At 68.7% G+C, this 23930-nt stretch carries 25 protein-coding genes and 3 pseudogenes; 8 read left to right on the top strand and 20 right to left on the bottom strand.

Annotation, left to right across the window (positions count from 1 at the left end; all coding sequences use genetic code 11):
- Positions 1-565: 565 nt before the first annotated feature.
- From ACFHPP_RS23725 to ACFHPP_RS23705, 5 genes are read right to left on the bottom strand one after another with little or no spacing between them, the layout of a single operon-like run.
- On the bottom strand, positions 566-1516 hold the full coding sequence (locus ACFHPP_RS23725; protein ID WP_437165713.1) for an ABC transporter ATP-binding protein: 951 nt from the start codon (positions 1514-1516) through the stop codon (positions 566-568).
- Positions 1513-2469 (bottom strand): ABC transporter ATP-binding protein, encoded by a 957-nt coding sequence (locus ACFHPP_RS23720; protein WP_437165712.1) that lies wholly within the window; start codon positions 2467-2469, stop codon positions 1513-1515. The genes ACFHPP_RS23725 and ACFHPP_RS23720 overlap by 4 nt, the downstream gene beginning before the upstream one ends.
- On the bottom strand, positions 2466-3329 hold the full coding sequence (locus ACFHPP_RS23715) for an ABC transporter permease (protein WP_437165711.1): 864 nt from the start codon (positions 3327-3329) through the stop codon (positions 2466-2468). The genes ACFHPP_RS23720 and ACFHPP_RS23715 overlap by 4 nt, the downstream gene beginning before the upstream one ends.
- A complete protein-coding gene (locus ACFHPP_RS23710; RefSeq protein WP_437165710.1) occupies positions 3316-4266 on the bottom strand; it encodes an ABC transporter permease in 951 nt (316 codons plus the stop codon). The genes ACFHPP_RS23715 and ACFHPP_RS23710 overlap by 14 nt, the downstream gene beginning before the upstream one ends.
- A 6-nt stretch (positions 4267-4272) precedes the next feature.
- Positions 4273-5826 carry an ABC transporter substrate-binding protein gene (locus ACFHPP_RS23705; protein WP_437165709.1) on the bottom strand — a complete coding sequence of 518 codons (1554 nt, stop codon included), beginning with the start codon at positions 5824-5826 and terminating at the stop codon, positions 4273-4275.
- A gap of 87 nt (positions 5827-5913) precedes the next feature.
- On the opposite strand from ACFHPP_RS23705, the gene ACFHPP_RS23700 reads away from it, so the two are divergent.
- Both ACFHPP_RS23700 and ACFHPP_RS23695 read left to right on the top strand, forming a co-directional pair.
- Positions 5914-6912, top strand: coding sequence for a succinylglutamate desuccinylase/aspartoacylase family protein (locus ACFHPP_RS23700; RefSeq protein WP_437165708.1), 999 nt, complete (start codon positions 5914-5916; stop codon positions 6910-6912).
- Positions 6913-6947: 35 nt separating this feature from the next.
- A complete protein-coding gene (locus tag ACFHPP_RS23695) occupies positions 6948-7712 on the top strand; it encodes a class II aldolase/adducin family protein (RefSeq protein ID WP_437165707.1) in 765 nt (254 codons plus the stop codon).
- A 66-nt stretch (positions 7713-7778) separates the two neighbouring features.
- Here the strand turns inward: ACFHPP_RS23695 and ACFHPP_RS23690 are convergent, their stop codons facing one another.
- Positions 7779-9161: an L-serine ammonia-lyase gene (locus ACFHPP_RS23690; protein WP_437165706.1), complete on the bottom strand. Its 1383-nt coding sequence runs from the start codon at positions 9159-9161 to the stop codon at positions 7779-7781.
- A gap of 314 nt (positions 9162-9475) precedes the next feature.
- Here ACFHPP_RS23690 and ACFHPP_RS23685 point away from each other — a divergent pair, with 314 nt between their 5' ends.
- Both ACFHPP_RS23685 and ACFHPP_RS23680 read left to right on the top strand, forming a co-directional pair.
- Positions 9476-10318 (top strand): Bug family tripartite tricarboxylate transporter substrate binding protein, encoded by an 843-nt coding sequence (locus ACFHPP_RS23685; RefSeq protein ID WP_437165705.1) that lies wholly within the window; start codon positions 9476-9478, stop codon positions 10316-10318.
- On the top strand, positions 10319-12271 hold the full coding sequence (locus ACFHPP_RS23680) for an NAD(P)-binding protein (protein ID WP_437165704.1): 1953 nt from the start codon (positions 10319-10321) through the stop codon (positions 12269-12271). It begins immediately after the preceding gene.
- Between the two features lie 366 nt (positions 12272-12637).
- On the opposite strand, the gene ACFHPP_RS23675 is transcribed toward ACFHPP_RS23680, so the two are convergent.
- The 6 genes and pseudogenes from ACFHPP_RS23675 to ACFHPP_RS23650 form a co-directional block, all read right to left on the bottom strand.
- Positions 12638-13033: a (R)-mandelonitrile lyase gene (locus tag ACFHPP_RS23675; RefSeq protein ID WP_437165703.1), complete on the bottom strand. Its 396-nt coding sequence runs from the start codon at positions 13031-13033 to the stop codon at positions 12638-12640.
- Between the two features lie 143 nt (positions 13034-13176).
- Positions 13177-13983 carry an alpha/beta hydrolase gene (locus ACFHPP_RS23670; RefSeq protein WP_437165702.1) on the bottom strand — a complete coding sequence of 269 codons (807 nt, stop codon included), beginning with the start codon at positions 13981-13983 and terminating at the stop codon, positions 13177-13179.
- Positions 13955-14203, bottom strand: a complete 249-nt coding sequence (locus ACFHPP_RS23665; RefSeq protein WP_437165701.1) for a hypothetical protein — start codon at positions 14201-14203, stop codon at positions 13955-13957. Before ACFHPP_RS23665 ends, ACFHPP_RS23670 begins: the two co-directional genes overlap by 29 nt.
- A 45-nt stretch (positions 14204-14248) precedes the next feature.
- On the bottom strand, positions 14249-14653 hold the full coding sequence (locus tag ACFHPP_RS23660) for a hypothetical protein (protein ID WP_437165700.1): 405 nt from the start codon (positions 14651-14653) through the stop codon (positions 14249-14251).
- Between the two features lie 6 nt (positions 14654-14659).
- Positions 14660-15034: pseudogene (locus tag ACFHPP_RS23655) on the bottom strand (MFS transporter); the annotation flags it as partial.
- Between the two features lie 129 nt (positions 15035-15163).
- Positions 15164-15997 (bottom strand): DUF1206 domain-containing protein, encoded by an 834-nt coding sequence (locus tag ACFHPP_RS23650; protein WP_437165714.1) that lies wholly within the window; start codon positions 15995-15997, stop codon positions 15164-15166.
- Positions 15998-16008: 11 nt separating this feature from the next.
- Here ACFHPP_RS23650 and ACFHPP_RS23645 point away from each other — a divergent pair, with 11 nt between their 5' ends.
- Positions 16009-16167, top strand: a complete 159-nt coding sequence (locus ACFHPP_RS23645; RefSeq protein ID WP_437165715.1) for a hypothetical protein — start codon at positions 16009-16011, stop codon at positions 16165-16167.
- On the opposite strand, the pseudogene ACFHPP_RS23640 reads toward ACFHPP_RS23645, so the two are convergent.
- Together ACFHPP_RS23640 and ACFHPP_RS23635 are read right to left on the bottom strand one after the other, a co-directional pair.
- Positions 16092-16486, bottom strand: a pseudogene (locus ACFHPP_RS23640) (transposase); the annotation flags it as partial. The gene ACFHPP_RS23645 and the pseudogene ACFHPP_RS23640 sit on opposite strands and share 76 nt — an antisense overlap.
- A gap of 176 nt (positions 16487-16662) precedes the next feature.
- A pseudogene (locus tag ACFHPP_RS23635) lies at positions 16663-16874 on the bottom strand (transposase); the annotation flags it as partial.
- A gap of 26 nt (positions 16875-16900) precedes the next feature.
- On the opposite strand from ACFHPP_RS23635, the gene ACFHPP_RS23630 reads away from it, so the two are divergent.
- Positions 16901-17524 (top strand): Bug family tripartite tricarboxylate transporter substrate binding protein, encoded by a 624-nt coding sequence (locus ACFHPP_RS23630; protein WP_437165699.1) that lies wholly within the window; start codon positions 16901-16903, stop codon positions 17522-17524.
- A gap of 81 nt (positions 17525-17605) precedes the next feature.
- Here ACFHPP_RS23630 and ACFHPP_RS23625 read toward each other — a convergent pair whose 3' ends face one another.
- Positions 17606-17968, bottom strand: coding sequence for a cupin domain-containing protein (locus ACFHPP_RS23625; protein WP_437165698.1), 363 nt, complete (start codon positions 17966-17968; stop codon positions 17606-17608).
- On the bottom strand, positions 17968-18939 hold the full coding sequence (locus ACFHPP_RS23620) for a tripartite tricarboxylate transporter substrate binding protein (protein WP_437165697.1): 972 nt from the start codon (positions 18937-18939) through the stop codon (positions 17968-17970). Before ACFHPP_RS23620 ends, ACFHPP_RS23625 begins: the two co-directional genes overlap by 1 nt.
- Positions 18940-19015: 76 nt before the next feature.
- Here ACFHPP_RS23620 and ACFHPP_RS23615 point away from each other — a divergent pair, with 76 nt between their 5' ends.
- Positions 19016-19624 (top strand): NIPSNAP family protein, encoded by a 609-nt coding sequence (locus ACFHPP_RS23615; protein WP_437165696.1) that lies wholly within the window; start codon positions 19016-19018, stop codon positions 19622-19624.
- Between the two features lie 3 nt (positions 19625-19627).
- Here the strand turns inward: ACFHPP_RS23615 and ACFHPP_RS23610 are convergent, their stop codons facing one another.
- Genes ACFHPP_RS23610 through ACFHPP_RS23600 form a run of 3 tightly spaced genes read right to left on the bottom strand, consistent with a single transcriptional unit; the run spans position 19628 to position 21932 of the window.
- Positions 19628-20302 (bottom strand): maleate cis-trans isomerase family protein, encoded by a 675-nt coding sequence (locus ACFHPP_RS23610; protein ID WP_437165695.1) that lies wholly within the window; start codon positions 20300-20302, stop codon positions 19628-19630.
- An 11-nt stretch (positions 20303-20313) separates the two neighbouring features.
- Complete coding sequence (locus ACFHPP_RS23605) at positions 20314-20871, bottom strand: carboxymuconolactone decarboxylase family protein (RefSeq protein WP_437165694.1); 558 nt, start codon at positions 20869-20871, stop codon at positions 20314-20316.
- Positions 20868-21932 carry a WD40/YVTN/BNR-like repeat-containing protein gene (locus ACFHPP_RS23600; RefSeq protein ID WP_437165693.1) on the bottom strand — a complete coding sequence of 355 codons (1065 nt, stop codon included), beginning with the start codon at positions 21930-21932 and terminating at the stop codon, positions 20868-20870. Before ACFHPP_RS23600 ends, ACFHPP_RS23605 begins: the two co-directional genes overlap by 4 nt.
- 107 nt (positions 21933-22039) lie before the next feature.
- Here ACFHPP_RS23600 and ACFHPP_RS23595 point away from each other — a divergent pair, with 107 nt between their 5' ends.
- Positions 22040-23002 (top strand): Bug family tripartite tricarboxylate transporter substrate binding protein, encoded by a 963-nt coding sequence (locus tag ACFHPP_RS23595; protein WP_437165692.1) that lies wholly within the window; start codon positions 22040-22042, stop codon positions 23000-23002.
- A gap of 8 nt (positions 23003-23010) precedes the next feature.
- Here ACFHPP_RS23595 and ACFHPP_RS23590 read toward each other — a convergent pair whose 3' ends face one another.
- Positions 23011-23847, bottom strand: a complete 837-nt coding sequence (locus ACFHPP_RS23590) for an IclR family transcriptional regulator (protein WP_437165691.1) — start codon at positions 23845-23847, stop codon at positions 23011-23013.
- Positions 23848-23930 lie beyond the last annotated feature (83 nt).

Raw genomic sequence — 23930 nt, 5'->3', positions numbered from 1 at the left:
CTAGCGGCACCAGCCACCCCAGGCGGTCGATCGCTGTTGGGTCAGGCAGCCCAGGAACAACTGGCCCACGAAAACTTACCGTGTCCCTGCCGTGGAATCCGCGCCTGGATGCCGATACGGCGCATCGTTGGCTACGCGGCTGCGTCCGGGACGCCTGCGCGTCGTGGCGATGACGAGTTCCGCCGGATGCGCCACCTTTCCGCGGCTTCCCGAGAACGTCGCTGCACGGGCCCATGATCCAGCCAAGGACGTCGGACGCGCACTCCCTTTCTCGCCTCATTCCTGCTTTCGACGCTCAAGAACGATTTCAGCCAGCGCGTTCATGCTGGCGAGGGTGAGGCGCATGCCTTGCAAAATGGAGTCTCCGGACGCGCGCGCTTCGTCGCGGCGGTCGAGCGCAGTGCTGTCGCCGATGGGGGGGGGGGAGCGTTCAGCCCGTAGCACCCAGCTCCTGCCGCACCAGGCTGACCCAGAAAGCCACGCCGTGAGGCAGCGCGGCATCGTTGAAGTCGTAGAGTGATGAATGCAGCGCGTGTGACGGAGTTACGGGCCGGCTGACCGCGCGTCAGCTTGTCTCGGCCGCTGTCAGCGTGCCGGGAAAATGGCAGGCGACGCGATGGCCGGCACCATGCTGGATCAGCGGCGGCAAGACCTCTGCGCAGCGCACGACGGCGCGCGGGCAGCGCGTGCGGAAATGGCAGCCCGAGGGTGGATCCGCCGGACTGGGCACTTCGCCTCGCAACACGATGCGTGCACGGCGGGTGCTGCCCGGTTCCGACACGGCCGAGAGCAGCGCCTGGGTGTAGGGATGCTGCGGGTCGGAGAAGATCGCCTCGCGCGGCGCTTCCTCGACGATGCGGCCGAGGTACATCACCGCCACGCGCGGGGCCATGTGGCGCACCGCGGCAAGGTTATGGCTGACGAACAGACAGGCGAGTCCGAGCCGTGCCTGCAGATCCGACAGCAGGTTCAGCACCTGCGCCTGGATCGAGACGTCCAATGCGCTGGTCGGCTCGTCGCAGACCAGGAAGGCCGGTTGCGTCGCCAGGGCGCGGGCAATGGCGATCCGCTGGCGTTGGCCGCCGCTGAACTCATGCGGGTAGCGCGCCGCGTGGTCCGGCAGCAGCCCCACAAGCTCCAGCAGGGCGGCGACGCGCGCCCGCGCATCACCGAGGCCGTGCACCTTGAGCGGTTCCGCCAGCAATTGCGCCACGCTCATGCGAGGGTTCAGGCTGCCGAACGGGTCCTGGAAGACGATGCCCATGTCGCGCCGCAGCGCCCGCATGGCGCGATCCGGCAGATGCGTGATTTCGGCGTCGCGGAAGTGCAGCGTGCCGCCATCCGGCTCGATCAGCCGCAGCATCAGCCGCGCCAGCGTCGACTTGCCGCAGCCGCTCTCGCCAACCAGGCCAAGCGTTTCGCCGGTCCCGATGGTGATATCCACCCCGGCCACGGCGCGCACACCTCCCGCAAAGGTCTTGGTCAGGCCGCGGCCCTTGACCAGGGCGGCGCTCATGGGGCGGGTTCCGCGCGGATGCAGGCGGCGTCCGTGCCGCCGACCAGCGGCCGCAATGCCGGCGGCGCCGCCTCGCAGGCCGGGATGGTGTGCGGGCAACGCGGCGCGAAGCGGCAGCCCTTGGGGAAGTCCGCCGGGCCCGGCACCACGCCGCCGATGGCGGGCAAGGCGCCCAACGGCCCCTGCAGGCGCGGAATCGCCGCCAGCAGCGCCTGCGTGTAGGGGTGGCCGGGGCTGGCGAACATCGCCGCCGCGGCGCCGGTTTCGGCGACCCGTCCGGCATAGAGCACGACGACGCGCTCGCAGATTTCGGCCACGACGCCAAGGTCGTGGGTGATCAGCAGCACCGCCATGCCGAAATCCCGCCGCAACCCGCGCAACAGGTCCAAGATGCCGGCCTGCACGGTCGCATCGAGCGCCGTGGTCGGCTCGTCGGCAATCAGCAGACGCGGCCGGCAGGCCAGCGCGATGGCGATCATCGCGCGCTGCCGCATGCCACCGGAGAGCTGGTGCGGATACTCCTCGACCCGCCGCTCCGCCGCCGCGATCTCCACCAGTTTGAGCAGCGCCACCGCCTCGGCCCAGGCGGCGCGGCGGTCCATGCCGCGATGGTGGCGCAGCACTTCGGCGATCTGCTCACCGATCGTCAGCACCGGGTTGAGGGACGCGGTGGGCTCCTGGAAGATCATCGCCATGCGGGCGCCGCGCAGGCGCTGCACGTCGCGTTCCGGCAGCGCCGTGATGTCGGCGCCCTCGAAGCCGATCCGCCCCGCGGCGATGCGGCCGCCGGGCGGCAGCAGGCCCATCACGGCGAGCGCCGTCATCGACTTGCCGCTGCCGCTTTCGCCGACGATGCCGAGCATCTCGCCCTCCGCGATGTCGAAGGAGACATCCTCCAGCACCCGGGTCGGACCGAAGGCGATGGCGAGGTCGCGCACCGAGAGCAGGCTCATCGGATGGCGGTCCGCAGGCGAGGATCCAGCGCATCGCGCAACCCGTCGCCCATCAGGTTCAGGCCGAGGACCGTCATCGCGATGGCGACGCCCGGTACCAGCGAGATCCAGGGCGATTCCTGGATGTAGTCGCGACCCTCCGCGATGATGCCGCCGAGGGTGGGTGTCGGCGGCGGCGGGCCGACGCCCAGGAAGCTCAGCACCGCCTCGGCAAGGATCGCCAGCGCGAAGACGTAGGTCTGCTGCACCACCAGTGGCGCCATGGCGTTGGGCAGGATGTGGCGGAACAGCACGCGGCCGGGCGAGGCGCCGATGGCACGCGCGCCCTCCACGAAGGGGAACTCCCGCACCACCATCACCCCCGCGCGCATCACCCGGGCGGTGCGCGGCACATAGGCAATGGAAAGCGCGAGGATCACGTTCATCTCGGACGGCCCGAGCGCCGCAGCCAGGGCAATCGCGAGCAGGACCGCGGGAAAGGCCATCAGCGCGTCCATGAAGCGCATCAGCGGATCGTCCAGGCGGCGCACGAAGCCCGCCAGCGCACCGATCAGGCCGCCCACAAGCCCGGTGAACAGCGCGACCCCGAGCCCGATGCGTAGCGACACCTGCCCGCCATGCAGGGTGCGAGACAACACGTCGCGGCCGAAACGGTCCGTACCGAGCCAGAAGATCTCGTTCGGTGCGATGAAGCGGGTGCGGAAGTTGTTCCGCATCGGATCGAAGGGCGCCAGCCAGGACGCGAAGACAGCGCTGAGGACGACGAGCGCGAACAACAGGAAACCCCAGCGGAAGGACGGGTGCGCCAGCAGCCGCGCCAGGGCGCCCGGCGGCTTTCGGCGACGGTCAACGCCCGCCATGGCGAATCCTCGGATCGAGCCACGCGTAGAGGAGATCGACCAGCAGGTTCACGACAACGAAGATCGTCGCCGTCAACAGCAGCCCGCCCTGGATCACCGGGTAGTCGCGCCGCTGGATGGCGCCCACGATCAACCGGCCGACGCCCGGCAGGCTGAACACGCTTTCGATGACCACGGCGCCGCCCAGCAGCACGCCGCAGGCGATGCCCGCCACCGTCACGACCGGAATCAGCGCGTTGCGCAGCGCGTGCCGGATCACGACGACCCAGCTCGGCATGCCCTTGGCCCGCGCGGTACGGATGTAGTCTTGGCGCAACACTTCCAGCATCGCGGCGCGGGTCATGCGCGCGAACAGGCCGATCTGCGACAGGGCGAGGGTCGCGGCCGGCAGCACCATGCTGCGCGCCCATCCAAGCGGGTCATCGCCGAAGGCGACGTAGCCGCCGGTCGGCAGCCACGCCAACTGCACCGCGAAGACATAGATGAAGACCAGGCCGAGCCAGAAGTCGGGCACCGAGAAGCCGATCAGCGCGGCCCCCATCGCGGCCCGGTCAGCCGTCTTGCCGACCCGCACCGCCGCCAGCACGCCAAGTGCCGTGCCGACCACCAGTGCGATGACCAGGGCCAGGAAGGTCAGCCCGAGCGTGACCGGCAGGCGCTCCACGATCGCCTCGCCGACGCCCTGGCGCAGCAGGATGCTTTCCCCGAGATCGCCGCGCGCCAGCGCCGCATACCAGCCGACCAGTTGTTCATGCCAGGGACGCGTCAGCCCGAGCCTTTCGCGCAGGCGTTCCAGTTCCTCCGCCGAGGCAGTCGGCCCGGCCATCTCCGAGGCCACGTCGCCCGGCACGACCCAGACGATGGCAAAGGACAGTGCCGAGACCAGCAGGAGAACCGGCAGCGCGGCGAGGATCCGCCCCGACGCGTATTTCAGCATCCGCGATCAGGCCAGGGACACGCCCCACATGCGCGGAATCCGATAGGGCTTGTAGTCCCGCACCTGCGCGCGGGTTGCCTGGACGATGCCGACATCGCCGCATTTGATGGCGATGGCCTGCTCGTACATGCGCGCCTGGAAGTCACTGACGGCCTTCTTGCGATCGGCTTCCGCAAGGCTGGTGGTCAGGCGGCGTTGGCAATCCTCGATCACCTCGTCCCGCGCATGCTGCACGGGGGCGTGGCCGCTGAAGAAGCCGACCACCCCATAGGGGCCTTCATAGGGCTCGATGCCGAGCATCAGCGCCCACATGTGCCAGCCGGTGCGCTGGGTGCGCTGGCTGAATGCGGTCGGCCAGTCGGTGATGACCACGCGCACGTTGATGCCGACGCTGCGAAGCTGCTCGGAGGCGGTGACGATGGTGTCGTTGTGGTTCTTGAAGCTGCTGTCGCCGAGGAGGATGATCTCCTCGTTGCGGTAATTCGCCTCCCGCAGCAGCGCCCGGGCGCGGTCCTTGTTGTTCATGTTGTACAGCGGCTTGCCGACATCACCGGCAAAGTAGGTGGTTCCTGGGTGCTGCCATCCATGCGTCATGCGGTACAGGCCGTCGGTCGAGATCGCCATGATCTCCTCCAGGTCCAGCGCGGCCTGCATGGCGCGGCGGAACACCGGGTTGTCCATCGGAGGCATGACATGGTTCATCATAAGGGTCTGGAAGGCCCAGGGCATCATCTCATGCATCACCAGGCTGCGGTCGTCGCGCAGGCGCTGCGCCGCCGGCACGGCGATGGCTTCCAGGATCTGGATCTCGCCGGCCTGCAGGCCGGCGGTGCGCGCACCGCCTTCCGGCACGAAGCGGATCATCAGGTCTTCAACATTCGCCACCTTGCGGCCGGCAAAGCCGTCCATGCCCTGGTAGGCCATGTTCGCCTTGTAATCGGCGAAGCGTGTCAGCTTCACGTGGCTGTCCGGCCGGTACTCCACGAAGCGGAATGGGCCGGTACCGATCATCTCGGGCCGGTTCGCCTCCTTGCCGGCTTCCTCCTGCGTCATGATGGCGCAAGGGGCGCGGGGGGAGGAGATGCCGGCGATGAAGCCAGGGCTCGGCGACTTCAGGCGCACCACCACGGTGCGCGCATCCGGCGTGTCGATCGCTTCCACCGGCTGCATGATGAAGGCGGAGCCACCGACGCGCCCATAGCGCTCGAGCGAGGCCTTCACGTCGGCACTGGTCATCGCCTTGCCATTGTGGAAGCGCGCTTCCCGCAGGCTGAAGCGGTAGGTCAGGCCGTCGCCGGACACGTCGACGCCCTCGGCCAGGTCCGGCACAGGATTGCTGGCCTCGTCGCGGGCAAAAAGGGTCTCGTAAACGTGCAGGTTGATGTTGCGTGCCGCCTGCGCGGTCGTCACCTGCGCATCGAGGGTTGGCGGCTGCGCCTGCTGCGCCATCACGATGGTGCCGCGCGCGCCTTGTGCCAAGGCCGGCGACGACAGCATGCCGCCAAGGGGGGTGAGTGCGCTGGCTCCGGCAGCCAGTCCAAGTTGGCGTCGCGTGAGCATGGCCAAACCCCTCTCCCGTGTCTGCGAAATGATGCTAGCCTTCGTTCGTGCCGAGGTTCAATGCACAGCAGACCGGAGACGCAGGAAATGTCCGCAAGCCCCGTGGTTGCGGAGGTGGATTTCGAGCGGTCTGGCAAGCAGATCGGGCAGTTGCGCGTTCCGCAGTCGCGCGATGACAGCGGTTGGGGCACCATCCCGGTGCCGGTGGTCGTGGTCGCGAACGGCAGCGGCCCAACCGTGCTGCTGACCGCGGGCAACCATGGCGATGAGTACGAAGGACAGGTGGCGCTGCTCGATCTGGCGCGCGGGCTTCGGGCGGAGGAGGTTCAAGGCCGCGTGATCCTGCTGCCGGCCATGCATTATCCTGCCTGCGCCGCCGGCAAGCGCCTGTCCCCGCTGGATGGCCGGGATTTCAACCGCTGCTTCCCAGGCGACCCCTTCGGCGGCTTTGCCCTGTCGCTGGCACATTTTGTCGACAGCGTGCTGCTGCCGCTGTGCGACTACCAGATGGACCTGCATTCCGGCGGCACCGGCATGGACATCTTCCCAAGTGCCGTGGGACATTTCCTGGACGATCCTGCCATGCAGGACAAGACCATCGCCATGGCCGATGCGTTTGGCGCACTCTGTACGCTGCTGCTGCGGGAGGTGAATGCCGGGCCGACGCTGCTCGCGGCGGCGGAACGCCGTGGCATCGTCGCCCTATCCTCGGAACTTGGCGGCGGGGGGCGGCTCAATCCGGGCAACCTCGCGATCACCAGGCGCGGCGCCCGCAACGTGCTGCACCACGCGGGCGTCCTCGAAGGCCCGCCAGAAGTCGGGCCGTACGGCGCCGCGCGGCGGATGACGGTGCCGACCCTCTCCCACTACGTCTTCGCCGCGGCGGACGGCATCTGGGAGGCGGAGGACGCGCTGGGCGCCGAAGTGGCCGAAGGGGCGCCAGCGGGCCTGCTGCACCGCATCGAAGCGCCTGGTGACCCACCGCTGCCGCTGCGCTACGGCGCCAGCGGAATGTTGTGGTGCGTGCGCCACGCGGGTCGCGTCAGGACCGGCGATCCGGTAGCCGTCATCGCGGAACCGCTGTAGGCTTCCGTTTCCTCAAACCGGATAGGGACACCAGCATGTCCGCCATCATCGAGGCCCGTACCGACAGCACCGCCGAGGCCCTTGAGTGGGAATTGCGTCGCGACATGGCTGCGGTGTTCCGCGTCGCCGCGCGGGAAGGCTGGAACGAGCAGATCGGCAACCACAATTCCCTGATGCTGCCCGGCGAAGGCCCGCCCCGCTTCCTTATCAACCCGCGCGGGTATCTGTTTCAGGAACTGCGCGCCAGCGATTTGATCATCTGTGATCTTGATGGCCGCGTGCTGCAGGGCAAGGGCGAGCTTCGCAAGGTGGCGTTCCATATTCATGCGCGCATCCACCTGTTGAACCCGAACGCCGCCTGCGTCGTGCATGTGCATCCGCGCTGGCTTACCGCGTTGTCGCTGCTGCGCGATGCGGAACTGCACCTGTCGCACCACAACAACCTGCTGCTCAACGACCGCATCGTGTATGACCATGAGGGCGACGAGCCCGTCCATCACAATGAGGAAGGTGACCGCATCGCGCGGGCGCTCGGCGACAAGTCGGTGATGGTGATGCGGGGCCACGGCGTTACGGTGGTTGGCCCCAACGTGCATGACGCCTTCGACGAGTGCTTCATCGCCGAGCGCACCGCCATGTACCAGATGACGGCGATGAGCACGGGGCAGCCGCTGCACACCCTGCCGGACCGGCTGCGCCGCAAACATCTGGGGCCGTGGGGCGAGAAGATCGATGCCCGCTTGCACCTTGATGCCTGGCGGCGGGTCTTGGATCGAGAGGAGCCTGACTACGCCAGCTAGGCGGCCTTGCGGCACGAAGCGGACATTCCGTAGATACGCAATCAGCCGCCACGCGCCCCCCTCTGGTCAGCACTCCACGACATTCACGGCCAGACCGCCAAGCGACGTTTCCTTGTACTTGTGGGACATGTCGAGGCCGGTCTGACGCATGGTCGCGATAGCCTGATCGAGGCTGACGCGGTGAGTTCCGTCGCCGTGCAGGGCCAGTCGTGCGGCATTGATTGCCTTCACCGATGCGATGGCATTGCGCTCGATGCAGGGCACCTGGACAAGCCCGGCGACGGGATCGCAAGTCAGGCCAAGGTTGTGCTCCAGCCCGATCTCTGCCGCATTCTCGACCTGAGCATTGGTTCCGCCGAGGGCGGCGGCGAGACCGGCGGCCGCCATGGCGCAGGCAGACCCGACCTCGCCCTGGCAACCCATCTCAGCGCCGGAAAGGGAGGCGTTGCGCTTGATAAGTGCGCCGATGGCCGAGGCGGTGAGGAAGAAGGTCTCGATCCCTTCGCCAGATGCGCCGGGAACAAAGCGGTCGTAGTAGTGCAGCACCGCCGGTACTATGCCGGCGGCACCGTTCGTCGGCGCGGTGACGACACGGCCACCGGCAGCGTTCTCCTCGTTCACCGCAAGCGCCCAGAGATTGACCCAGTCCATCGCACCTAAAGGGTCCGGATCGTTGATCCCGGCGCGCGCATGCAGTCGGCGGAGCAAAGCCGGGGCGCGGCGACGGACGCGCAGGCCACCCGGAAGTTCGCCTTCGGCGACCAGGCCGCGCGCGGCGCAGGCGCGCATGGCGGCCCAGAGGCGGGCGATACCGGCGGTGATGTCGCGGGCGGGATACGCGGCCGCCTCGTTGGCGCGGGCCACTGCCGCGATGGTCAGGCCTGATCGTTGCGCGACGTCCAGCAGCTCGGCCGCGTCGGTAAACGGGTAGGGGACCGGTGCGGGTCCGCCGCCTTCGGCAGAAAGGGGCCGACCCGCTTCGTCCACAACGAAGCCGCCGCCCACTGAGTAGTAGGTACGGGTCACCGCACCGGTCTTGCCCATTGCGGCGAAGCGGAGACCGTTTGGATGTAGCGGCAGCGTCTCGCGCGAGCGGAAGATGATGTCGGTTCCGGGGTCGAAGGCAATGCATTGTCCGCCGGGGAGCGTGAGACGGTGCCGCGTCCTGATGTCGGCTGCGATGGCCGCGGCCTCGTCGGGGTCCAGCGTGTCGGGGCAGGCGCCGGTGAGGCCGAGCATGACGGCAACGTCGGTCGAGTGGCCGCGGCCGGTCAGCGCGAGGGAGCCGAACAGTTCGACGGACACGCCTTTGGTGTCGAGGGGCAGCTCCGCCGCGAAGGCCGAGGCGGCGATCATGGGACCGACCGTGTGGGAGCTTGAGGGACCGATACCGACCCGAAAGAGGTCGAACGGGCCGATCCAGGGAGCAGGGCTAAAGGGTTCGGTCATTGATGCCTTTCTACTTCCCTTGGCCGGCTACGTCAGTGCCTTGACGATAATGCATTAGCCGACCGTCGCAGGTCTTCGTAGAGCAGGTCACCGGGAGCCTTGCTGAGCGTTGGTGCAGACCGCAAGATGGGACCAGCGAGAACAGGTCGCCTGAAGCGGCCGCGCGGAGGAACGCACCCATGACGTCGATTGCGCTTGGACGACGCGCCTTGATTTTGTTCACAGCGACGCTGCCTGCATCGCAGGCGATGGCGCAGGCTGCTTGGCCGAGGGCGGGCGTCCGCTTCATCTTTCCATTCACGCCAGGTTCGGCCGTGGACGTGGTGGCACGGCTGGTCGCGCAGGATCTCACTGATCGGCTGGGCCAGCCATTCATCGTGGAGAACCGTACCGGCGCGGGCGGCAGCATTGGCACGGAGGTCGCGGCGCGCGCGCGCCCGGATGGCGAGACTTTCCTGGTCGGCTCGCCCGGCAACATGGCCATCGGTCCCGCGATGATGCGGAACCTGTCCTACGATGTGGGGCGCGACTTCGTGCCCGTGTCCCATCTGGTGACCTTCCCGCAGGTGCTGGTGGTCTCCCCGAGCCTGCCGGTCCGGAATCTTGCAGAACTCGTCGCCTACTCCAAGTCCAATCCAGGACGCCTGAACTACGCTTCCTCTGGAGTCGGTGCGACCAACCACCTGGCGATGGAGATGCTGCGCGCCGCCACCGGGCTGGCCGCGACGCACGTACCCTATCGCGGAGGTCTGGTGACGCTGCAGGCCATCCTGTCGAACGACGTGCAGATGTGCATCGAGGGAATTCTGACGCTGCCGCCATTCCTTGCCGACAACCGCTTGCGCGCCATCGCAGTGACCGGCGCCGAACGATCGGCGCTCATGCCCGATGTTCCGACGGTGGCCGAGACGGTGCCGGGCTTCGACGCCGGTGCCTGGGTGATGCTGTTCGCGCCTGCGGGCACGCCGGCGCCGATCATCGAGAAGCTGTCGTCGGAGGTGCGGACATCGCTCGCAAAGCCGGCAATCCGCGAGCGCCTGGCAGAACTCGGCGCCACCGTTACCGGCACAACGGCGGAGCAGGCCGCGACCATACATCGGCAGGAGCTGGAAAAGTGGCGTCGCGCGGTGGAAGCCTCGGGCGCCGTGGCCGGCTGAGTGGCATCTCCGCCTTTTCCTCGGCTGTTCAGCCCATGCGAGTTGGCAGGTCGGCGCCTGCGCAACCGCATCGGCTACGGCGCCATGACCACGCGCATGCCACGCAACGGCGCGGTGACGGAGACGATGGTCGCGCATCTGTCGGCCCGTGCGGCGGGCGGCGCGGGCCTGATCGTGACGGAGGCGCTGGCCGCCTGCCGCTCCGCCGCCGTACCGGCCCGCGTGGCGGCTTGCGACGAGACGCAGATGTCCGGGCTATCGCGTCTGGCTGAGGCTGTGGAGCGTCAGGGAGCGGCGCTGGTTGGGCAGCTCTGGCACGCAGGCAACGCGCATCGCGATGCGCGGGCGTTGAATGCGGTGGGCCCCTCCGCCGTGGTCGACGCCGCATCCTGGACGGTGCCGCGCGCGCTGAGCTCCGGCGAGGTGGAGGGACTGGTCGAGGAATATGCGGAGAGTGCTGCGCGACTGCAGCGCGCCGGGTTCTCGGGTGTCGAGATTTCCGCTGCGCATGGCTTTCTGCCGCTGCAGTTCCTCTCGCCGGTGACGAACCTGCGGCAGGATCGTTGGGGCGGTGACGCCATGGGGCGCAGCGCCTTCGTGCGCGCCATACTGGATGCTGTGCGTGCCCGTTGCGGCCTTGGTTTCATCATCGGCCTGAAGCTGCCGGCGGATGACGGGGTGCCGAACTCGATCGACCCGGGCGAGGCGGCGCGCCTGGTTGCCGCCATCGTCGCCGGGACGCGACCAGATATCCTTTGCTTCAGCCAGGGCAGCCACGGCCCGAGCCTGTGGATGCACGCGCCGGACATGCACGAGCCTCCCATGCCGTTCCGCAGCGCGTGGTTGCCGCTCCGCGCAGCGGCGGGCGGGGTGCCCATCGCGGCAATCGGCCGGATCGCCACACCCGCGATGGCGGAGGCCCTGCTGGAAGCCGGCGAAGCCGAGCTGGTGATGCTGGCGCGTCCCCTGCTGGCAGATCCGGCCTGGCCAGCCAAGGCACGGGCTGGGCGGGTCGACGGGATCCGCCCCTGCATCTACTGCAACGGCTGCTGGAACGAGATCGATAAAGCCGGCATCATCGGCTGCAGCGTCAACCCGCGTGCCGGCACTGCGGCCGATGCCGGTCCCCCTCCGCCGCGAGCGGCGGCACCGCGTCATGTCGTGGTGGTGGGCAGTGGAGTGGCCGGGATGCAGGCGGCGGCCGTCGCGGCGGAACGGGGGCATCGCGTCACCTTGTTCAGTCGTAACGCCCAGCCCGGTGGTGCTGCTCGCCTGCACGCGATGCTGCCAGGCTGCGGCGATGTCGGGCGCTTTCTCGGCTACCTTGATCGTCGCGTCTCGGCGGCTGCGGTTGCGCGCCAGGTCGGCGAAACCCTGGCCGATATTCTTGCCGTGGCGCCCGATGCGGTCATCCTGGCCACAGGTTCCACCATGGTGCCGCCGCGGGAAGCGCCTGCCGGGTCGCAGGACCTGCGCAGCACCGTTGCGGCTCTGCTCGATGCGGGCAGGCCCCGCAGCGGTTTCGCCGTGCTGTTTGACCACGACCATACGGCTGCGACCTACGCCGCGGCGGAACTGCTGCTGGCGCATTTCGACCGCCTTCTGCTGTTGACGCCGCGGGACGCCATCGCGCGCGATGTTCCGGCCATCTATGCGCAGGGCGTGCACCGCCGGCTCGCGGCCTTCGGTGACAGGGTGGAGATCCTGATTCATCGGGAACCGGTGGCACTGGAAGGAGGCACGCTGCGCGTCCGCCACCTGCTGACCGGCACCGAGGCGCGGGTGCGAGACGTGACGCTGCTCACCCATTCGACGCCACGCCGCCCGCGCGACGGACTGGAGGCCGATTTGGTGGCACGTGGCGTGAAGGTGACGCGCGCGGGGGATGCCGTGGCACCCCGCCTGATGATGTCCGCGGTGCGCGATGGGCAACGGGCCGGCGAGGAGGTCTGATCGTCAGCCATGATTGATGCGCGGACCGCCCGCACGCCAGGATAGACCGCTCGATGATACCGCCGCAGTTCCCAAATCCGGCTCGCCGGCGGTTGGGCGTAGGCGCCGTGCCGGCTGGCGTCGCGGTCGCCCCATCAGGCCGCACAGCTTCACGGCACTCTGGCCGCAGCCCTCCTTTAAGAGCGCGTCCGGCGAACTTGGTCGCGGAATAGGCGGCGGATGCCGCTGGGGGCGCCGGTGACGACGATTACCTTGCCCGCAATGTTTTCAGCTCGGTCGATTCGTCGTTCCCCCTGGGCGGGACGTGCAGATGCGCTGCGGCGGACGCTTGGCCGTTCCGCAGCGTGAGGGCGATATTCCGAGGTGTCAGCGCCGGTACTGCTCGTCGGTAACCTGCTCCATCCATGTCACGGAGGCGCCATCGAGCTTTTCCTGGATGGCGATGTGCGACATGGCCGTGGTTGGCGCCGCACCATGCCAGTGCTTCTCCCCCGGCGGGAACCAGACCACGTCGCCTGGCCGGATCTCCTCGACCGGCCCGCCTTCGCGCGCGACCCAGCCGAGGCCAGCGGTGACGATCAGCGTCTGCCCCAACGGATGCGTGTGCCAGGCCGTCCTTGCGCCTGGCTCGAAGGTGACGTGGGCGCCAGCGACCCGCGCCGGGTCGGGCGCCTCGAAAAGGGGATCGACGCGGACTACACCTGTGAACCACTCGGCCGGTCCCTTGCCCGAAGGGCGCGATCCTGCGCGCATGATGTCCATGACCTAAGTCCTCCATGATGTCGCGCAGATGGCAAGTGTATCGCCGGGATATCGTCCGCCTGATCTGGAATGCTGTTGATAGCCCCCGCGACCGGGCGCTGCCGACCTGCAATGCCCGGACAGAGCCGCGATGCTGTCCGGCTTCAGACCATATGCTGCCGGAAGAAAGATGCCAGCTTCTCGAACGGGATCAGGTCCACCCGACCATACAGGTCAACGTGCCAGGCGCTGTCGACGTAGTGAAGCTCCTTCGGCTCGGCCGCACGCCGGTAGGCGTCCTCGCTGAACTCCCGGGAGTGCGCCTGATCCCCGGTGATGAAGAGCATCGGACGAGGGGAGATCGTCTCGATATCATTGAAGGGGTAGAAGTTCACGAACCTGAGTTTGCTGGTCAGGTTCGGAGGCGTCGTGCGCAGGGGCGAGCCGCCAGCCGGCGTGAACTCGCCGCGACGCGTGCGGTAGAAATCGTGGAACTCGTGCTGGATCGGGTGGGTATCGGCTGTCAGCGCGTGCAACGTCCTTCCGGTGTATTGCGTCTCGCCGCCCGCGAACTCCGTATAGCGCTGCTCCCCCGCCTGCGCGACGATCGGCCTCCGCTGCTCTACCGTCTGCGACTTGTTGAGCGCGTCACGGGTGGCCGCGCCCACGTCGTACATGCTGACGGTCGCGATGGCGCGCATGCGCGGGTCGATCTTGGCGGCGCTGACCACGAAACAGCCGCTGCCGCAGACGCCGATCGCGCCGATCCGGTTCCGGTCGACGAAAGGCCGGGTGCCGAGGAAGTCAACCGCGGCGCTGAAAGCCTCCGCATAGGCATCTGGCGCGACCAGGTTGCGGGGCTGGCCTTCGCTCTCGCCCCAGAAGGGCAGGTCGATGGACATCGTCACGAAGCCCTGCTCTGCCATCTTGGTGGCGTAGAGGTCAACGCTCTGCTCCTTCACCGCGCCCATCGGATGCCCCCACGATGATGGCCGGTGTGGTGGTGTTCTGGTCAAGGCCGCTGGGCGTGAAGACGTTGCCCACGACGGTCATCTGGTACTGGTTCTTGAAGGCAACCTTCTGCGCCGTTACCCGGTCGCTGGTGTAGAAGTTGTTGGCACCGTTGGACATGTCCCGGGCCTCTGCGGATGGAAGGTTGAGGATCGACAGGGCGGCGCCCGTGCTGGTCACCTGCAGCAGTCCGCGGCGCCCAAGGGCGGCACCGGGCAGGCAGGATCACTTCGAAACGTCATGCATCTCAGTCATCTGCGTGTCTCCTTGTCGTGTGTGTGCGGATGGGATTTTCAGCGTGGCGGCAGTGCCGAGACCGGCGGCGAATGACACGCGGGGACGGTTGACGATCGCCTTGCTGCCGAGGCGCCAGCTCAGCAGGGCCAGCACGGCCGAGGCCGAAAGCATCGCGGCGCTGGCGCCGAAGGTGCTGCGATAGCCGATGAGGGCGAACAGCAGGCCGCCAACTGATGCGCCCAGCGTGATGCCGAGTTGGATGGTGGCGACCACTAGGCTGCCGCCCGCCTCGGCGTCCTCCGGCAAGGTCCGGCTTAGCCAGGCTCCCCAGCCAACCGGCGCGGGCGTTCCGATCAACCCCCAGGCGGCGAGCAGGGCCACCGTGGGCAGCAAGGCATGTCACAGGCCGAGCAGCGCGACTGCGATGGCAGCCATGCCGAGCGGGATGGCGACCAGGACGGCCTGCGTGCCGCGCTGCAGGAACCATCCCACCGCATAGGTGCCGATAATGCCGGTCACGCCGAGAACCAGGAGGACGAGCGACAGCATCGCGACGTCCACTTGCGTAACCTCTTCGAGGAAAGGGCGGAGATAGGTGAACAGCGCGAACTGCCCCATGAAAAGGAGCAGGATGGCCAGCATGCCGAGCGCGATCGGCGGCCGGCCTAGCAGCCTGAAGGCAGCCCCGGCGCCGGCGCGGCGTTCGGCCGGTAGGGGCGGCAGCGTGCCGCGCAACCAGACGAAGGCGATCATCGCGAGCGGCACGTCGCAGAAGAAGGCGCCCCGTCATCCGATGATGGCGCCGAGGAAGCTGCCGAGCGGCGCAGCCACCGTCGCCGCGAGCGCATCCTAGTCCGTTGCCGGGCCGTGCAACCCTGCTCGCCGCTACGGCCGACCACAGGGTCAGGCCGCGCGTGCCCTGGCCGCCATGGCAATCTCGCCGGCCTCGGGCGTGGCGATCGGCCGGAATCGGGCCTGGGCGAAGTTGAAGGCGCCGAACGCCGCGAGTCCAAGCGCGACCAGCGCGAACATCGCCCGCCCGTAGGGCTGCTGCTGCAGCGCCTCAAGCGCGCCGCCCAGGCCGCGTGCCTCGCTCGGATCCGTCTGCCAGGCTGCGACGAGCAGAAAGCCGCCTACCACCAGGAACACCACGGCGCGCGCCGCGAAACCGGCGCGGCCGAGCGGGATGACCCAGGATGCGGCCGGACCGCAGGCGAGGTGGCGTTGGAACGAGGCGGTGCAGGCCCTCAACGCCATACCCATCGCCGCGCCGATGATCGCCAGGCCAGCCGCGGCAACCAACCAACGGCCGAAGGGCTGCGCCAGCAACCAGGCGGTCCTGTCCTGCGCGGACTGCTCTTCATCGCCACCCCGCCCCGTAGCGAAGATCAAGCCAAGGGCAAAGATGCAGAGGCTGACATAGGTGACCCTGCTGAGCGCCCGCCCCAAACGAACGGCAAGCGCCTTCGCAGAACGGCCTTCCCCATCCGCGTCGAGCACGGCCTGGAGGGCGCGCCACAGCGCGAAGCCGAAAAGGCCGAGTGCCACGACGGCCAGCAGTATCTCGCCGAGCGGCTGCGCCATCAGGACTTCGAGAGCCCCCTTCGACCCGGTGGCTTCGCCGCCCCGCCCGAATGCCGCGAGCAGGGCAAGCCCACCAACGATCAGGCTCACGGCACCGCGCGCAGCATAGCCGAGCCTGGCGAATTGCTCGAGGCGGTTGCGGGAGGCTGGCATGCCGCTGTTCCTTGCGTTCCGTCGTCGGACTGTACGGAACGACGCGGCGAAGCTGGGGCTCCGGCGCAAGGCCAGGTGCCGGGGCGCGTGACGGGCTGCGGCTGATGCCCTCCATCCCCATGGCGCGCACCGGATCGTCCACCGAGCGGGTCGAGATGCCCTGGACCTAGTCTTCCTGGATCACCGCCGTGAGCGCCTTCTCGGCGGTGTTGCGGGGCTCCTGGAAGGCGGGGAAATACGAGCCGCGCCGGAGCTTCGGGGTTGGACGCATTGCGTCCAACCAACTCGAGCGTGCCGGCTCGCGTCTGCCAGTCCCGGTCACGGTAGCCGTTGCGCTGCACCAGCCGGTCCGGGCTGCGCTCGCCATGGGCGGCGCCGGTCACCTCCCCCACCTCCAGTTCCATCAGGCGCTGCGCGGCGAAGCCGATCATCTCGCGCAGGAAGGTCGCATCGGAGCCCGTCGAACGCCTTTGGCGTTCAACCCAGCATCTGCCGAAGGGCGATCTTGTCGTCGGTCATCGTGGTCGGTCCAAGATCAGGGGTTGCAGGTCTCGACAACCCAACCCTCCCGAAGATCACCGCAGTGGCCGCCTGGGGCGCTCCGCTCCGCTCAGCCAGGGGCTTCGCTACGCGCCCCAGCTCCGGGCCTCCTACACCACCACCCGGGACACGACCCGCTTGAGCTTGGCGTTTTCCTCCTCGAGCTGCTTCAGCCGCCGAATCTCCACCGTCCGCATCCCGGCAACTGCTTCTTCCATCGGTAGAATGTCGGCTTAAACACGCCGAGCTCGCGGCAGTTCTCGGCCACCGCCGTGCCTCTCCCCGCGTGCCGCAAGGCGAAGGCGAGCTGTTCGTCCGTGCATCGCTTCCGTTTCATGGCACGACCCCTCCTTGGGATTCAAGATGCCCGAAAACTTGCGCTCCACCCGGACCAATTCCGAAGGTCAGGACCAGCGGACGCTGGCTGAATTCCTCACGCTCCTGCGGGCGCGGCCTGGTGAAGTCATGTTCGCCACGCCAGGCAATGGCAGCGTCGCGCATTTGGCGCTGGAATTGATGATGGCCGCGGCGAATGTCCGGGTGCTGCACGTGCCATACCGCGGCGACAGCGCCATGGTCCCGGACCTGATCAGCGGCACGGTGGTTGCGGGATTTGTCGAACGGCCCTCTGCCCTGCCGCTGCATCGCGATGGCAACGCGCGCATCATTGCCATCTCGACGCCGCAGCGCGCGCCGCTGGTTCCCGATGTGCCGACCTTCATCGAATCCGGCCTGGCCGGCTTCACAGCCGGCAGCTTTGGCGGCTTGGTCGCACCGGCTGCGACGCCGGCCGGCGTGGTCGCGGAGCTCTCTGCGGCCATGCGGGCGACGCTCGCGGAACCTGAGGTGCAGATGCGAATCGTCGAGCTGGGCGCCGTCATGGGCAGCGAGGAACAGCGAACCCCGGACTGCTTCGCGACCTTCCTTCGCACGGAGCTGGAGAATGCCCGGCGCGCTGCGGATCTCGCCGGGCTCAGGCCGACGTAATAGAGGCGCGGATGTCACCCGGAATGGGCGGGGCCGGGCACCCACGGCCAGGCAGGTCGCTCGCCCGGTACCGCTTCGGCCCTACACCACGACCGGCGCCGTGATCACCAGGAACACCAGGTTCGCCAGGCCAGTATTGTCGAGTGCATGCGGGACGCCGGGCGGGATGAACACGTAGCTGTTCCTGCGCACCACGACCTTGCGCTCGCCCAGGGTCAGCAACCCCTCGCCCTCAACGAAGTGGTAGATCTGTTCCTTCGCCTCATGCGCATGCAGCGCCACGTGCGCGCGCGGCTCGTAGGACGAGATGCGATAGTCGATCACGCGCGACCCGCTCTCGCCGGCGGCGACGAGGATCTTCGATAAGGCCCCGCCATGGTGGCCGGGGCTTTCCTCCCACAGCACCTCCGCCAGTTCGCGTAGCACGGCGTCCTGTGCTGGCATCAGTCCGCCACCTCGAAGCGGACATGCGTTGCGAGGTCCGTCCAGCGGTTCAATTCGCGATCCAGATGCGCGCGCAGCGAGTCGGCACCGGTGCCCCGTGCCTCCACGCCGATGTCACGGAAGCGCTGCGCCGTCTCGGCATGACGCAGGGCGGCTGTGACGCCATCGGCGATCCTTGAGACCATCGGCGCAGCCAAGCCTGAGGGGCCGAGCAGGCCGAGCCATTCATACAGCTCGAAGCCCGGCAGCGCCGCTTCCGCCACCGTGGGCGTATCTGGCAGCGCAGTGCTGCGGGTCGCGCCGGTGGTGGCGAGCGCGCGAAGCTGGCCCGCGACGATGAAGGGCCGCGCCGTGGGCAGCACGGCGAAGACGTAGCCGACCCGCGCGGCCATCAAATCCGTCATCACCTGGCCACCGCCACGATACGGGACATGCACGGCACGCAGACCGCCGGCGGCGTGGTTGAACATCTCCGTCGTCAGATGATTGCCGCTGCCATTACCGGCGGAGCCGTAATTCATCTCGCCAGGCTTCGACCGCAGCAGCGCGATGAATTCCTGCACGTTGCGCGACGGCGCGTTGGGCGGCACGACCAGCACCATCGGCACCACGCCGACCAGGCTGATCGGCGCAAAGTCGCGGCGCGCGTCGTACGGGATGTTGCGGAACAACACCGGATTGGCGGCCAGCGCCGTGGTCGCCAGCACCAGCGTATGGCCATCCGGCTCCGCCCGTGCCGCCATGCCGAAGCCCAGCATGGCCGCGCCACCCGGGCGGTTGTCCACGATTACCTGCTGGCCGAGTTCCTCGCCCAGGCGAGGCGCCAGGATGCGGGCGGCGATGTCGGTGATGCCGCCAGGGCCATAGGGCACGACCAGACGGATCGGCCGATCGGGGAAAGCCGCCAGCGTCGCATGCGGCACGGCCGCCATGAACAACGCGCAGAGCGCGCCCATGACCCTCGGGAGCATTGCTTCCTCCATACCGGTCGAGTTGCCGGATGGCGTAATGTGTCCCACGATGCGGGAGAAAATCAAGAGGCGTCCGATGATCGACGAACTGCGGATCTACACCCTGCGCCCCGGTGGCATGGCCCGCTATCTCGACCTGGCGGAGACGGTGGCGGTGCCTGTGCGCGGCGACCGCCACGGCCAGCTTCTCGGCTTCTGGGCCAATGAGGTGGGCGCGGCCAACGCTGTGGTGAATCTGTGGCGCCACAAATCGCTGGAAAGTCGCCAGGCTGTGCGCGGCACGCTGGAGGCGCTGCCGGCCTGGCGCGAAAAGTATTTGGCCGGGGTGCGGCCACTGATGCTTCGGCAGGTCGTGCGGTTTCTTGATCCGGTGCAGCCGCTCTCCGTCCCCGCCACGCCCGGTCCGCACGTCTATGAGCAGCGCCTTTTCCAGGTCCGGCCTGGGGAGGGGGGGCGGCTGGCGGAGGCGCTGGCGCGCCAGGCGGAGCCTGGCCAGATCGCCGTCTGGACGACCTTCGCCGGGCCCATCAACGAGGTGGTGCAGCTTCTGGCGCATGCCGACCCGGCGGCGCGGCTGGCGCGCAGTCTGCACGGCCAGGACGGGCCGCTGGCGCGCCATGCGGAGCTGATCCAGGAGTTGGAGACCAGCCTGATGCTGCCGGCCCCGCATTCGCCGCTGGGCTGAGCCTCAGGCCGGAAGCAGCACGGCCTGCTCGGCCGTCGCGCTGATCGAGGACAGCACCGGCCTGCCGATGTCGCGGGACAGGGCGTCCAGGAAGCTCTGCGTCGGCAATTGCGAGCAGCCGATGAACAGCGCGTCGCAATCGTCACCCATGGTCCTGCGCGCCAGCGCCTCGACCTCCGGCGCGCGGATGGCGCAGAGCGCTTCCAGGTCCTTGGCGCGCAGCGTGTCCAGCCGCTTCACGCGGATGCCGCCATCGGCAAGAAACTCGGTGAGCTGGGCGTTCACCTCGTCTGAATAGGGCGTAACCACCGCGATCTCCCGCGCACCGATCTGCTGCAGGCCGAGCACCATGGCGCGCGCCGTGGTCACCACCGGCAGGCCGGTGACGCGGCCGAGTTCGCGTGCCAGTTCCGCATCGCCCGCCGGCCCGGCAATGAAGCCGGCGGCGGTGCAGCCATAGGCCAGCAGGTCATGCGTGGCGGGCGAGAAATGCTGCGCGGCGAGCCTGAGCGCCGCGTCGCGATAGGCGGGCATCGTCTCCCGCGTCAGCAGGCCGGTGGTCCGGGGAATGCCGATGCGGGTCACCGTGGAGCCTGCCGGCAGCCAGCCCAGCATCTCGCCTTCCATCGTGGTGTTGGTGGCCGGCACCATCAGTCCGACCCGGATCGCACGCGCCATCGGCTTCATCCTCACAGCGGCTTCAACGGCGGCGTGGCGCCATCCGGCAAGGCCGGATCGGCGGTGTTCAGCACCATCGCCAGCATCGTGTAGTAGCCCGCCAGCGCCAGAAGATCGAGCACGCCGGCCTTGCCGAAGCGCGCCTCCGCCGCTGCGTAGAGCGCATCGGTCGGCTTGCCGTCGCGATGGGTGGCGACCGCGAAGTCGTGAGCCATGGCCTGATCGGCATCCATCGGGTCCGGCCGGCGGCCTGCGGCGATGGCAGCGATGATCGGCTCCGGCAGGCCTTCGTTGCGGGCGATGCGGGCATGGGCGAAGAATTCGTACTGGCAGTTCCAGCGCCGCGCCGTCACCAGGATCAGCAGTTCCACCAGCGCCTGCGGCATGCCGGTGCCGAAGCGCAGATGCTCGCCCAACCCCTGGATCCGCATCGCCAGCGGCGGATTGTGCAGCAGCGCCAGGAAGGGGCCGCGGACGGAGCCGCGCGGCCCGCCGGCGATGGCGGCCGCCACGTCCCGCTGCGCCGCGTTCATCTGGTCCGGCGGGATCGCGGGGAAGCGTTCGGTCATGCGGTCCTCCGCGCCATGGGGTGGTTCATCTGCGCGGCGGTCAGGATGGGCCGCGTGATGGAGTGTGCCGCCTGCCGGGTGCCCGGCGGCACGGCCCGCCAGTGCAGGCCACGCAACTCGCCGAATTCGTGCGGCAGCCGGGTCCAGCTTTCGCCGCCGTCCTGGCTTCGGAAGACCTGTCCGAGATTGGTGCAGACCAGCACCAGCATGGGGTCGCAGGCATCGGTTGCGATGCACCAGACGGTGCTGTTCAGGGCGCCCGGCAGGCCCGCATCCTCCCAGGTCACGCCGTGGTCGCGGGAGCGAAGCAGAAACCCGTCATTGCCCGGCGGGCCGTTGCCATTGGCCAGGAACACCACGCCGGAATTGTCGGCACGCGGCTGCACGCCGCGGGTGTAGGGCCAGGGCGCCGGCAGGTCCTGCAGCACCCAGTTGGCTCCGTCATCCTCGCTGCGATGAAGGCCGCGGTTGGTTGTGGCGAGCAGCGCCTTGCCGCCGCCCGGCAGCGGGACCACCGCCAGTCCGTGCACGTCCCCGGAGACCAGACCGTTGCCGCGTTCCGCCCAGGTCAGCCCACGGTCGCGGCTGACGAAGATGCTGCCGATCTCGACGGAGGCCCAGACCGTGCCATCATCCACCGGGTCGAAGAGAATCTGCGTGACCCGGGTCGGGCCCTTGTTCTGTTCGGAGAAGCCGGCGATGCCCGGGGCCGGCACGGCGGACCAGCTGCCTCCCGCATCGGCGGACCGGAAGAATGCCGCGGGCCTCGTGCCGGCGATCAGCACGTCCGGGTCCGCGGGATCGATCGCGATCGCCCAGACATCTTCCATGGGGGAGGGGAGGTGGACGAAGCGCGCGGTGGCTTCGTCCCAGCGATAGACGCCCATGTCGGTGGCGGCGAACAGGCGCCCCGGCGTTGCCGGGTGGCTGGCGAAGCCCCAGACGCGGGCTTCGAGGTACATGCCCGAATGGCTGTTCGGATGAACCCAACTCGCACCTAGGTCGTCGCTGAACCAGACGGAATGTCCTGCCGTGCCGGCATAAAGCTGGATGTCGGACACTCATTTCCTCCAGGCTTGACCAACCTGTCAATCAATCCCACCATACGAGAAGAAATGTCAAGGTGCCGCAGCAAGGCGCCAAAAGGGAGGGCAGTATGAACACAGGAATGACCCGCCGCGGGCTGATGGGCGCCGCGATGGCACTGCCGCTCGCATCCCCCGCCCTGGCCCAAAGCTTTCCGAGCCGGCCCATCCGCATCGTCATCGGCTTTCCGCCGGGTGGCGGCATCGACATCCTGGCGCGGCTGATGGCGCCGCATATGGGCGCCAGCCTTGGCCAGCCCGTCGTGGTGGAGAACCGGCCCGGCGCCAATGGCCTGGTGGCCACCCAGGCCGTCGCGCAGGGCGATGCCGATGGCCACGCCATCTTCTTCGGCACCACCGGCAATCTGGCGGTGAACCCGGTGCTCTATCCAACCATGCCGGTGGACGTGCTGCGCGACTTCGCGCCGCTGTCGCATGTGGCCTCCCTGGCCTTCGTCATGGTGGTCAACCCGCAGGTGCCGGCCCGGACGCTGGCCGAGTTCATCGCATTGGCGAAGTCGCAGCCCGGGAAGTTGAACTTCGCGTCCTCTGGCAATGGCGGGCTGCCGCATCTGTCGGGCGAGTTGCTGAACGCGGCGGCCGGCATCCAGACGGTGCATGTGCCCTACCGTGGCAGTGCGCCCGCCTTCACGGACGTCATCGCCGGGCAGTGCCAGTTCATGTTCGATGCGCTGGCGATCGCCCAGCCGCATATCGAATCCGGACGCGTGCGCGCTCTGGCCACCACCGGCCCCGGCAAGCTGGCGGCACTGCCGGACCTGCCCGTAGCAAAGGACACCGTGCCGGGCTTCGAGGTGACGAACTGGTACGGCATGAGCCTGCGCGCCGGCACGCCGGCCGCGATCATCAACCGGCTGCACCGGGACGTCGCCGCGGCCCTGGCCGTGCCGGAGGTGGCCCGCCGTGCCGCCGATCTTGGCCTGGACCTGGTCGGCAGCAGCCCCGATGCCTTCGCTACCTTCCAGCGGGCCGAGATCGACCGCTGGGGCATTGTGGTACGCCGCGCCAACATCACGGCGAGCTGAGGCAGCGGTCAGCCCACCGCGCGGGCCGGCAGCGCGGCGAGCTGTTCCTGGTCCGCGATGCTGGCACAGGCCTGCCGCGCCGCCTCCATGACCTTCCCGGCCAGGGCCTGACGCGCCGGGCCGGGCACTCTCTCGAGCGGGGCGGCGATGCCGATGCTGCCCAGCACGCCGCCCTCCGCGTTGAACAGCGGCGCGGCGATGCCGACGATTCCCGGCATGAACTCGGACTGCGTGATGCAGTGCCCGGCCTCCCGGATCTCGCGCAGGGACTGGCGGAAGACGTCCCAGTCACCACCCAGCCCGGCGGCCTGGATGGTGCTGCCGTGGCGGGCGAAGATGGCGCGCAGCTGGTGCGGCGGCAGGTGGGCCAGGATGACCTTCGAGGCTGCGCCGGTAAACAGCGGCCGCCGCTGGCCACGGCTGAACAGCCCGGCCGGGGCGCCCGGCGCCGGGGCATCCGCCACGCACATCACGGTGCCGGAGAACAGCAGGCAGAGCAGGCCGGTCTGCCCCACCTCCGCGGCCAGCCGCCGCATCGCCGGCACGCCGCCGACGGTGACCGGATCGCACAGCCGCATGGTGCGGTCCAACTCAATGATGCGGGGTCCGAGCATCCATGCGCCGCCCGACACCGGCGTCAGCAGCCCGGCCCCCTGGAGCGACTTGATGTAGCGGTAGCAGGTGGACCGCGAGGTGCCGGAGACGCGGATCAGGTCCTCCGTCGCCCAGGCCGGGGCGGCCGTGGTGAACAGGTCGAGCAGGCCGAGCATCTTCTCGAGGCTGCTGGCACCCCGCTTGGCCTCAAGCCGTGTGGCCTCCGGCGCGTTTGAAGAAAATCCCGTCATGCTGGACAATCCGAAAACCCGCCGGTAGCGTCGCGGGCAAGTGAGGGGGAGAACGACCATTTCCGGCACGGATATAGCCACGA

Source organism: Falsiroseomonas sp. E2-1-a20 (assembly GCF_051433195.1).
In the GTDB taxonomy this organism is placed as follows: Bacteria; Pseudomonadota; Alphaproteobacteria; order Acetobacterales; family Acetobacteraceae; genus Falsiroseomonas.
The sequence above is the reverse complement of the archived record's forward strand: the minus strand, read 5'-3'. Positions and strand labels throughout refer to the sequence as shown.

What these genes read in the sequence shown, in the direction of transcription:
- ACFHPP_RS23725 (WP_437165713.1), bottom strand. Translation starts at nt 1,516, where the DNA reads ATGAGCGCCGCCCTGGTCAAGGGCCGCGGCCTGACCAAGACCTTTGCG.
- ACFHPP_RS23720 (WP_437165712.1), bottom strand. Translation starts at nt 2,469, where the DNA reads ATGAGCCTGCTCTCGGTGCGCGACCTCGCCATCGCCTTCGGTCCGACC.
- ACFHPP_RS23715 (WP_437165711.1), bottom strand. Translation starts at nt 3,329, where the DNA reads ATGGCGGGCGTTGACCGTCGCCGAAAGCCGCCGGGCGCCCTGGCGCGG.
- ACFHPP_RS23710 (WP_437165710.1), bottom strand. Translation starts at nt 4,266, where the DNA reads ATGCTGAAATACGCGTCGGGGCGGATCCTCGCCGCGCTGCCGGTTCTC.
- ACFHPP_RS23705 (WP_437165709.1), bottom strand. Translation starts at nt 5,826, where the DNA reads ATGCTCACGCGACGCCAACTTGGACTGGCTGCCGGAGCCAGCGCACTC.
- ACFHPP_RS23700 (WP_437165708.1), top strand. Translation starts at nt 5,914, where the DNA reads ATGTCCGCAAGCCCCGTGGTTGCGGAGGTGGATTTCGAGCGGTCTGGC.
- ACFHPP_RS23695 (WP_437165707.1), top strand. Translation starts at nt 6,948, where the DNA reads ATGTCCGCCATCATCGAGGCCCGTACCGACAGCACCGCCGAGGCCCTT.
- ACFHPP_RS23690 (WP_437165706.1), bottom strand. Translation starts at nt 9,161, where the DNA reads ATGACCGAACCCTTTAGCCCTGCTCCCTGGATCGGCCCGTTCGACCTC.
- ACFHPP_RS23675 (WP_437165703.1), bottom strand. Translation starts at nt 13,033, where the DNA reads ATGGACATCATGCGCGCAGGATCGCGCCCTTCGGGCAAGGGACCGGCC.
- ACFHPP_RS23670 (WP_437165702.1), bottom strand. Translation starts at nt 13,983, where the DNA reads ATGGGCGCGGTGAAGGAGCAGAGCGTTGACCTCTACGCCACCAAGATG.
- ACFHPP_RS23650 (WP_437165714.1), bottom strand. Translation starts at nt 15,997, where the DNA reads ATGCCAGCCTCCCGCAACCGCCTCGAGCAATTCGCCAGGCTCGGCTAT.
- ACFHPP_RS23630 (WP_437165699.1), top strand. Translation starts at nt 16,901, where the DNA reads ATGCCCGAAAACTTGCGCTCCACCCGGACCAATTCCGAAGGTCAGGAC.
- ACFHPP_RS23625 (WP_437165698.1), bottom strand. Translation starts at nt 17,968, where the DNA reads ATGCCAGCACAGGACGCCGTGCTACGCGAACTGGCGGAGGTGCTGTGG.
- ACFHPP_RS23620 (WP_437165697.1), bottom strand. Translation starts at nt 18,939, where the DNA reads ATGCTCCCGAGGGTCATGGGCGCGCTCTGCGCGTTGTTCATGGCGGCC.
- ACFHPP_RS23615 (WP_437165696.1), top strand. Translation starts at nt 19,016, where the DNA reads ATGATCGACGAACTGCGGATCTACACCCTGCGCCCCGGTGGCATGGCC.
- ACFHPP_RS23610 (WP_437165695.1), bottom strand. Translation starts at nt 20,302, where the DNA reads ATGGCGCGTGCGATCCGGGTCGGACTGATGGTGCCGGCCACCAACACC.
- ACFHPP_RS23605 (WP_437165694.1), bottom strand. Translation starts at nt 20,871, where the DNA reads ATGACCGAACGCTTCCCCGCGATCCCGCCGGACCAGATGAACGCGGCG.
- ACFHPP_RS23595 (WP_437165692.1), top strand. Translation starts at nt 22,040, where the DNA reads ATGACCCGCCGCGGGCTGATGGGCGCCGCGATGGCACTGCCGCTCGCA.
- ACFHPP_RS23590 (WP_437165691.1), bottom strand. Translation starts at nt 23,847, where the DNA reads ATGACGGGATTTTCTTCAAACGCGCCGGAGGCCACACGGCTTGAGGCC.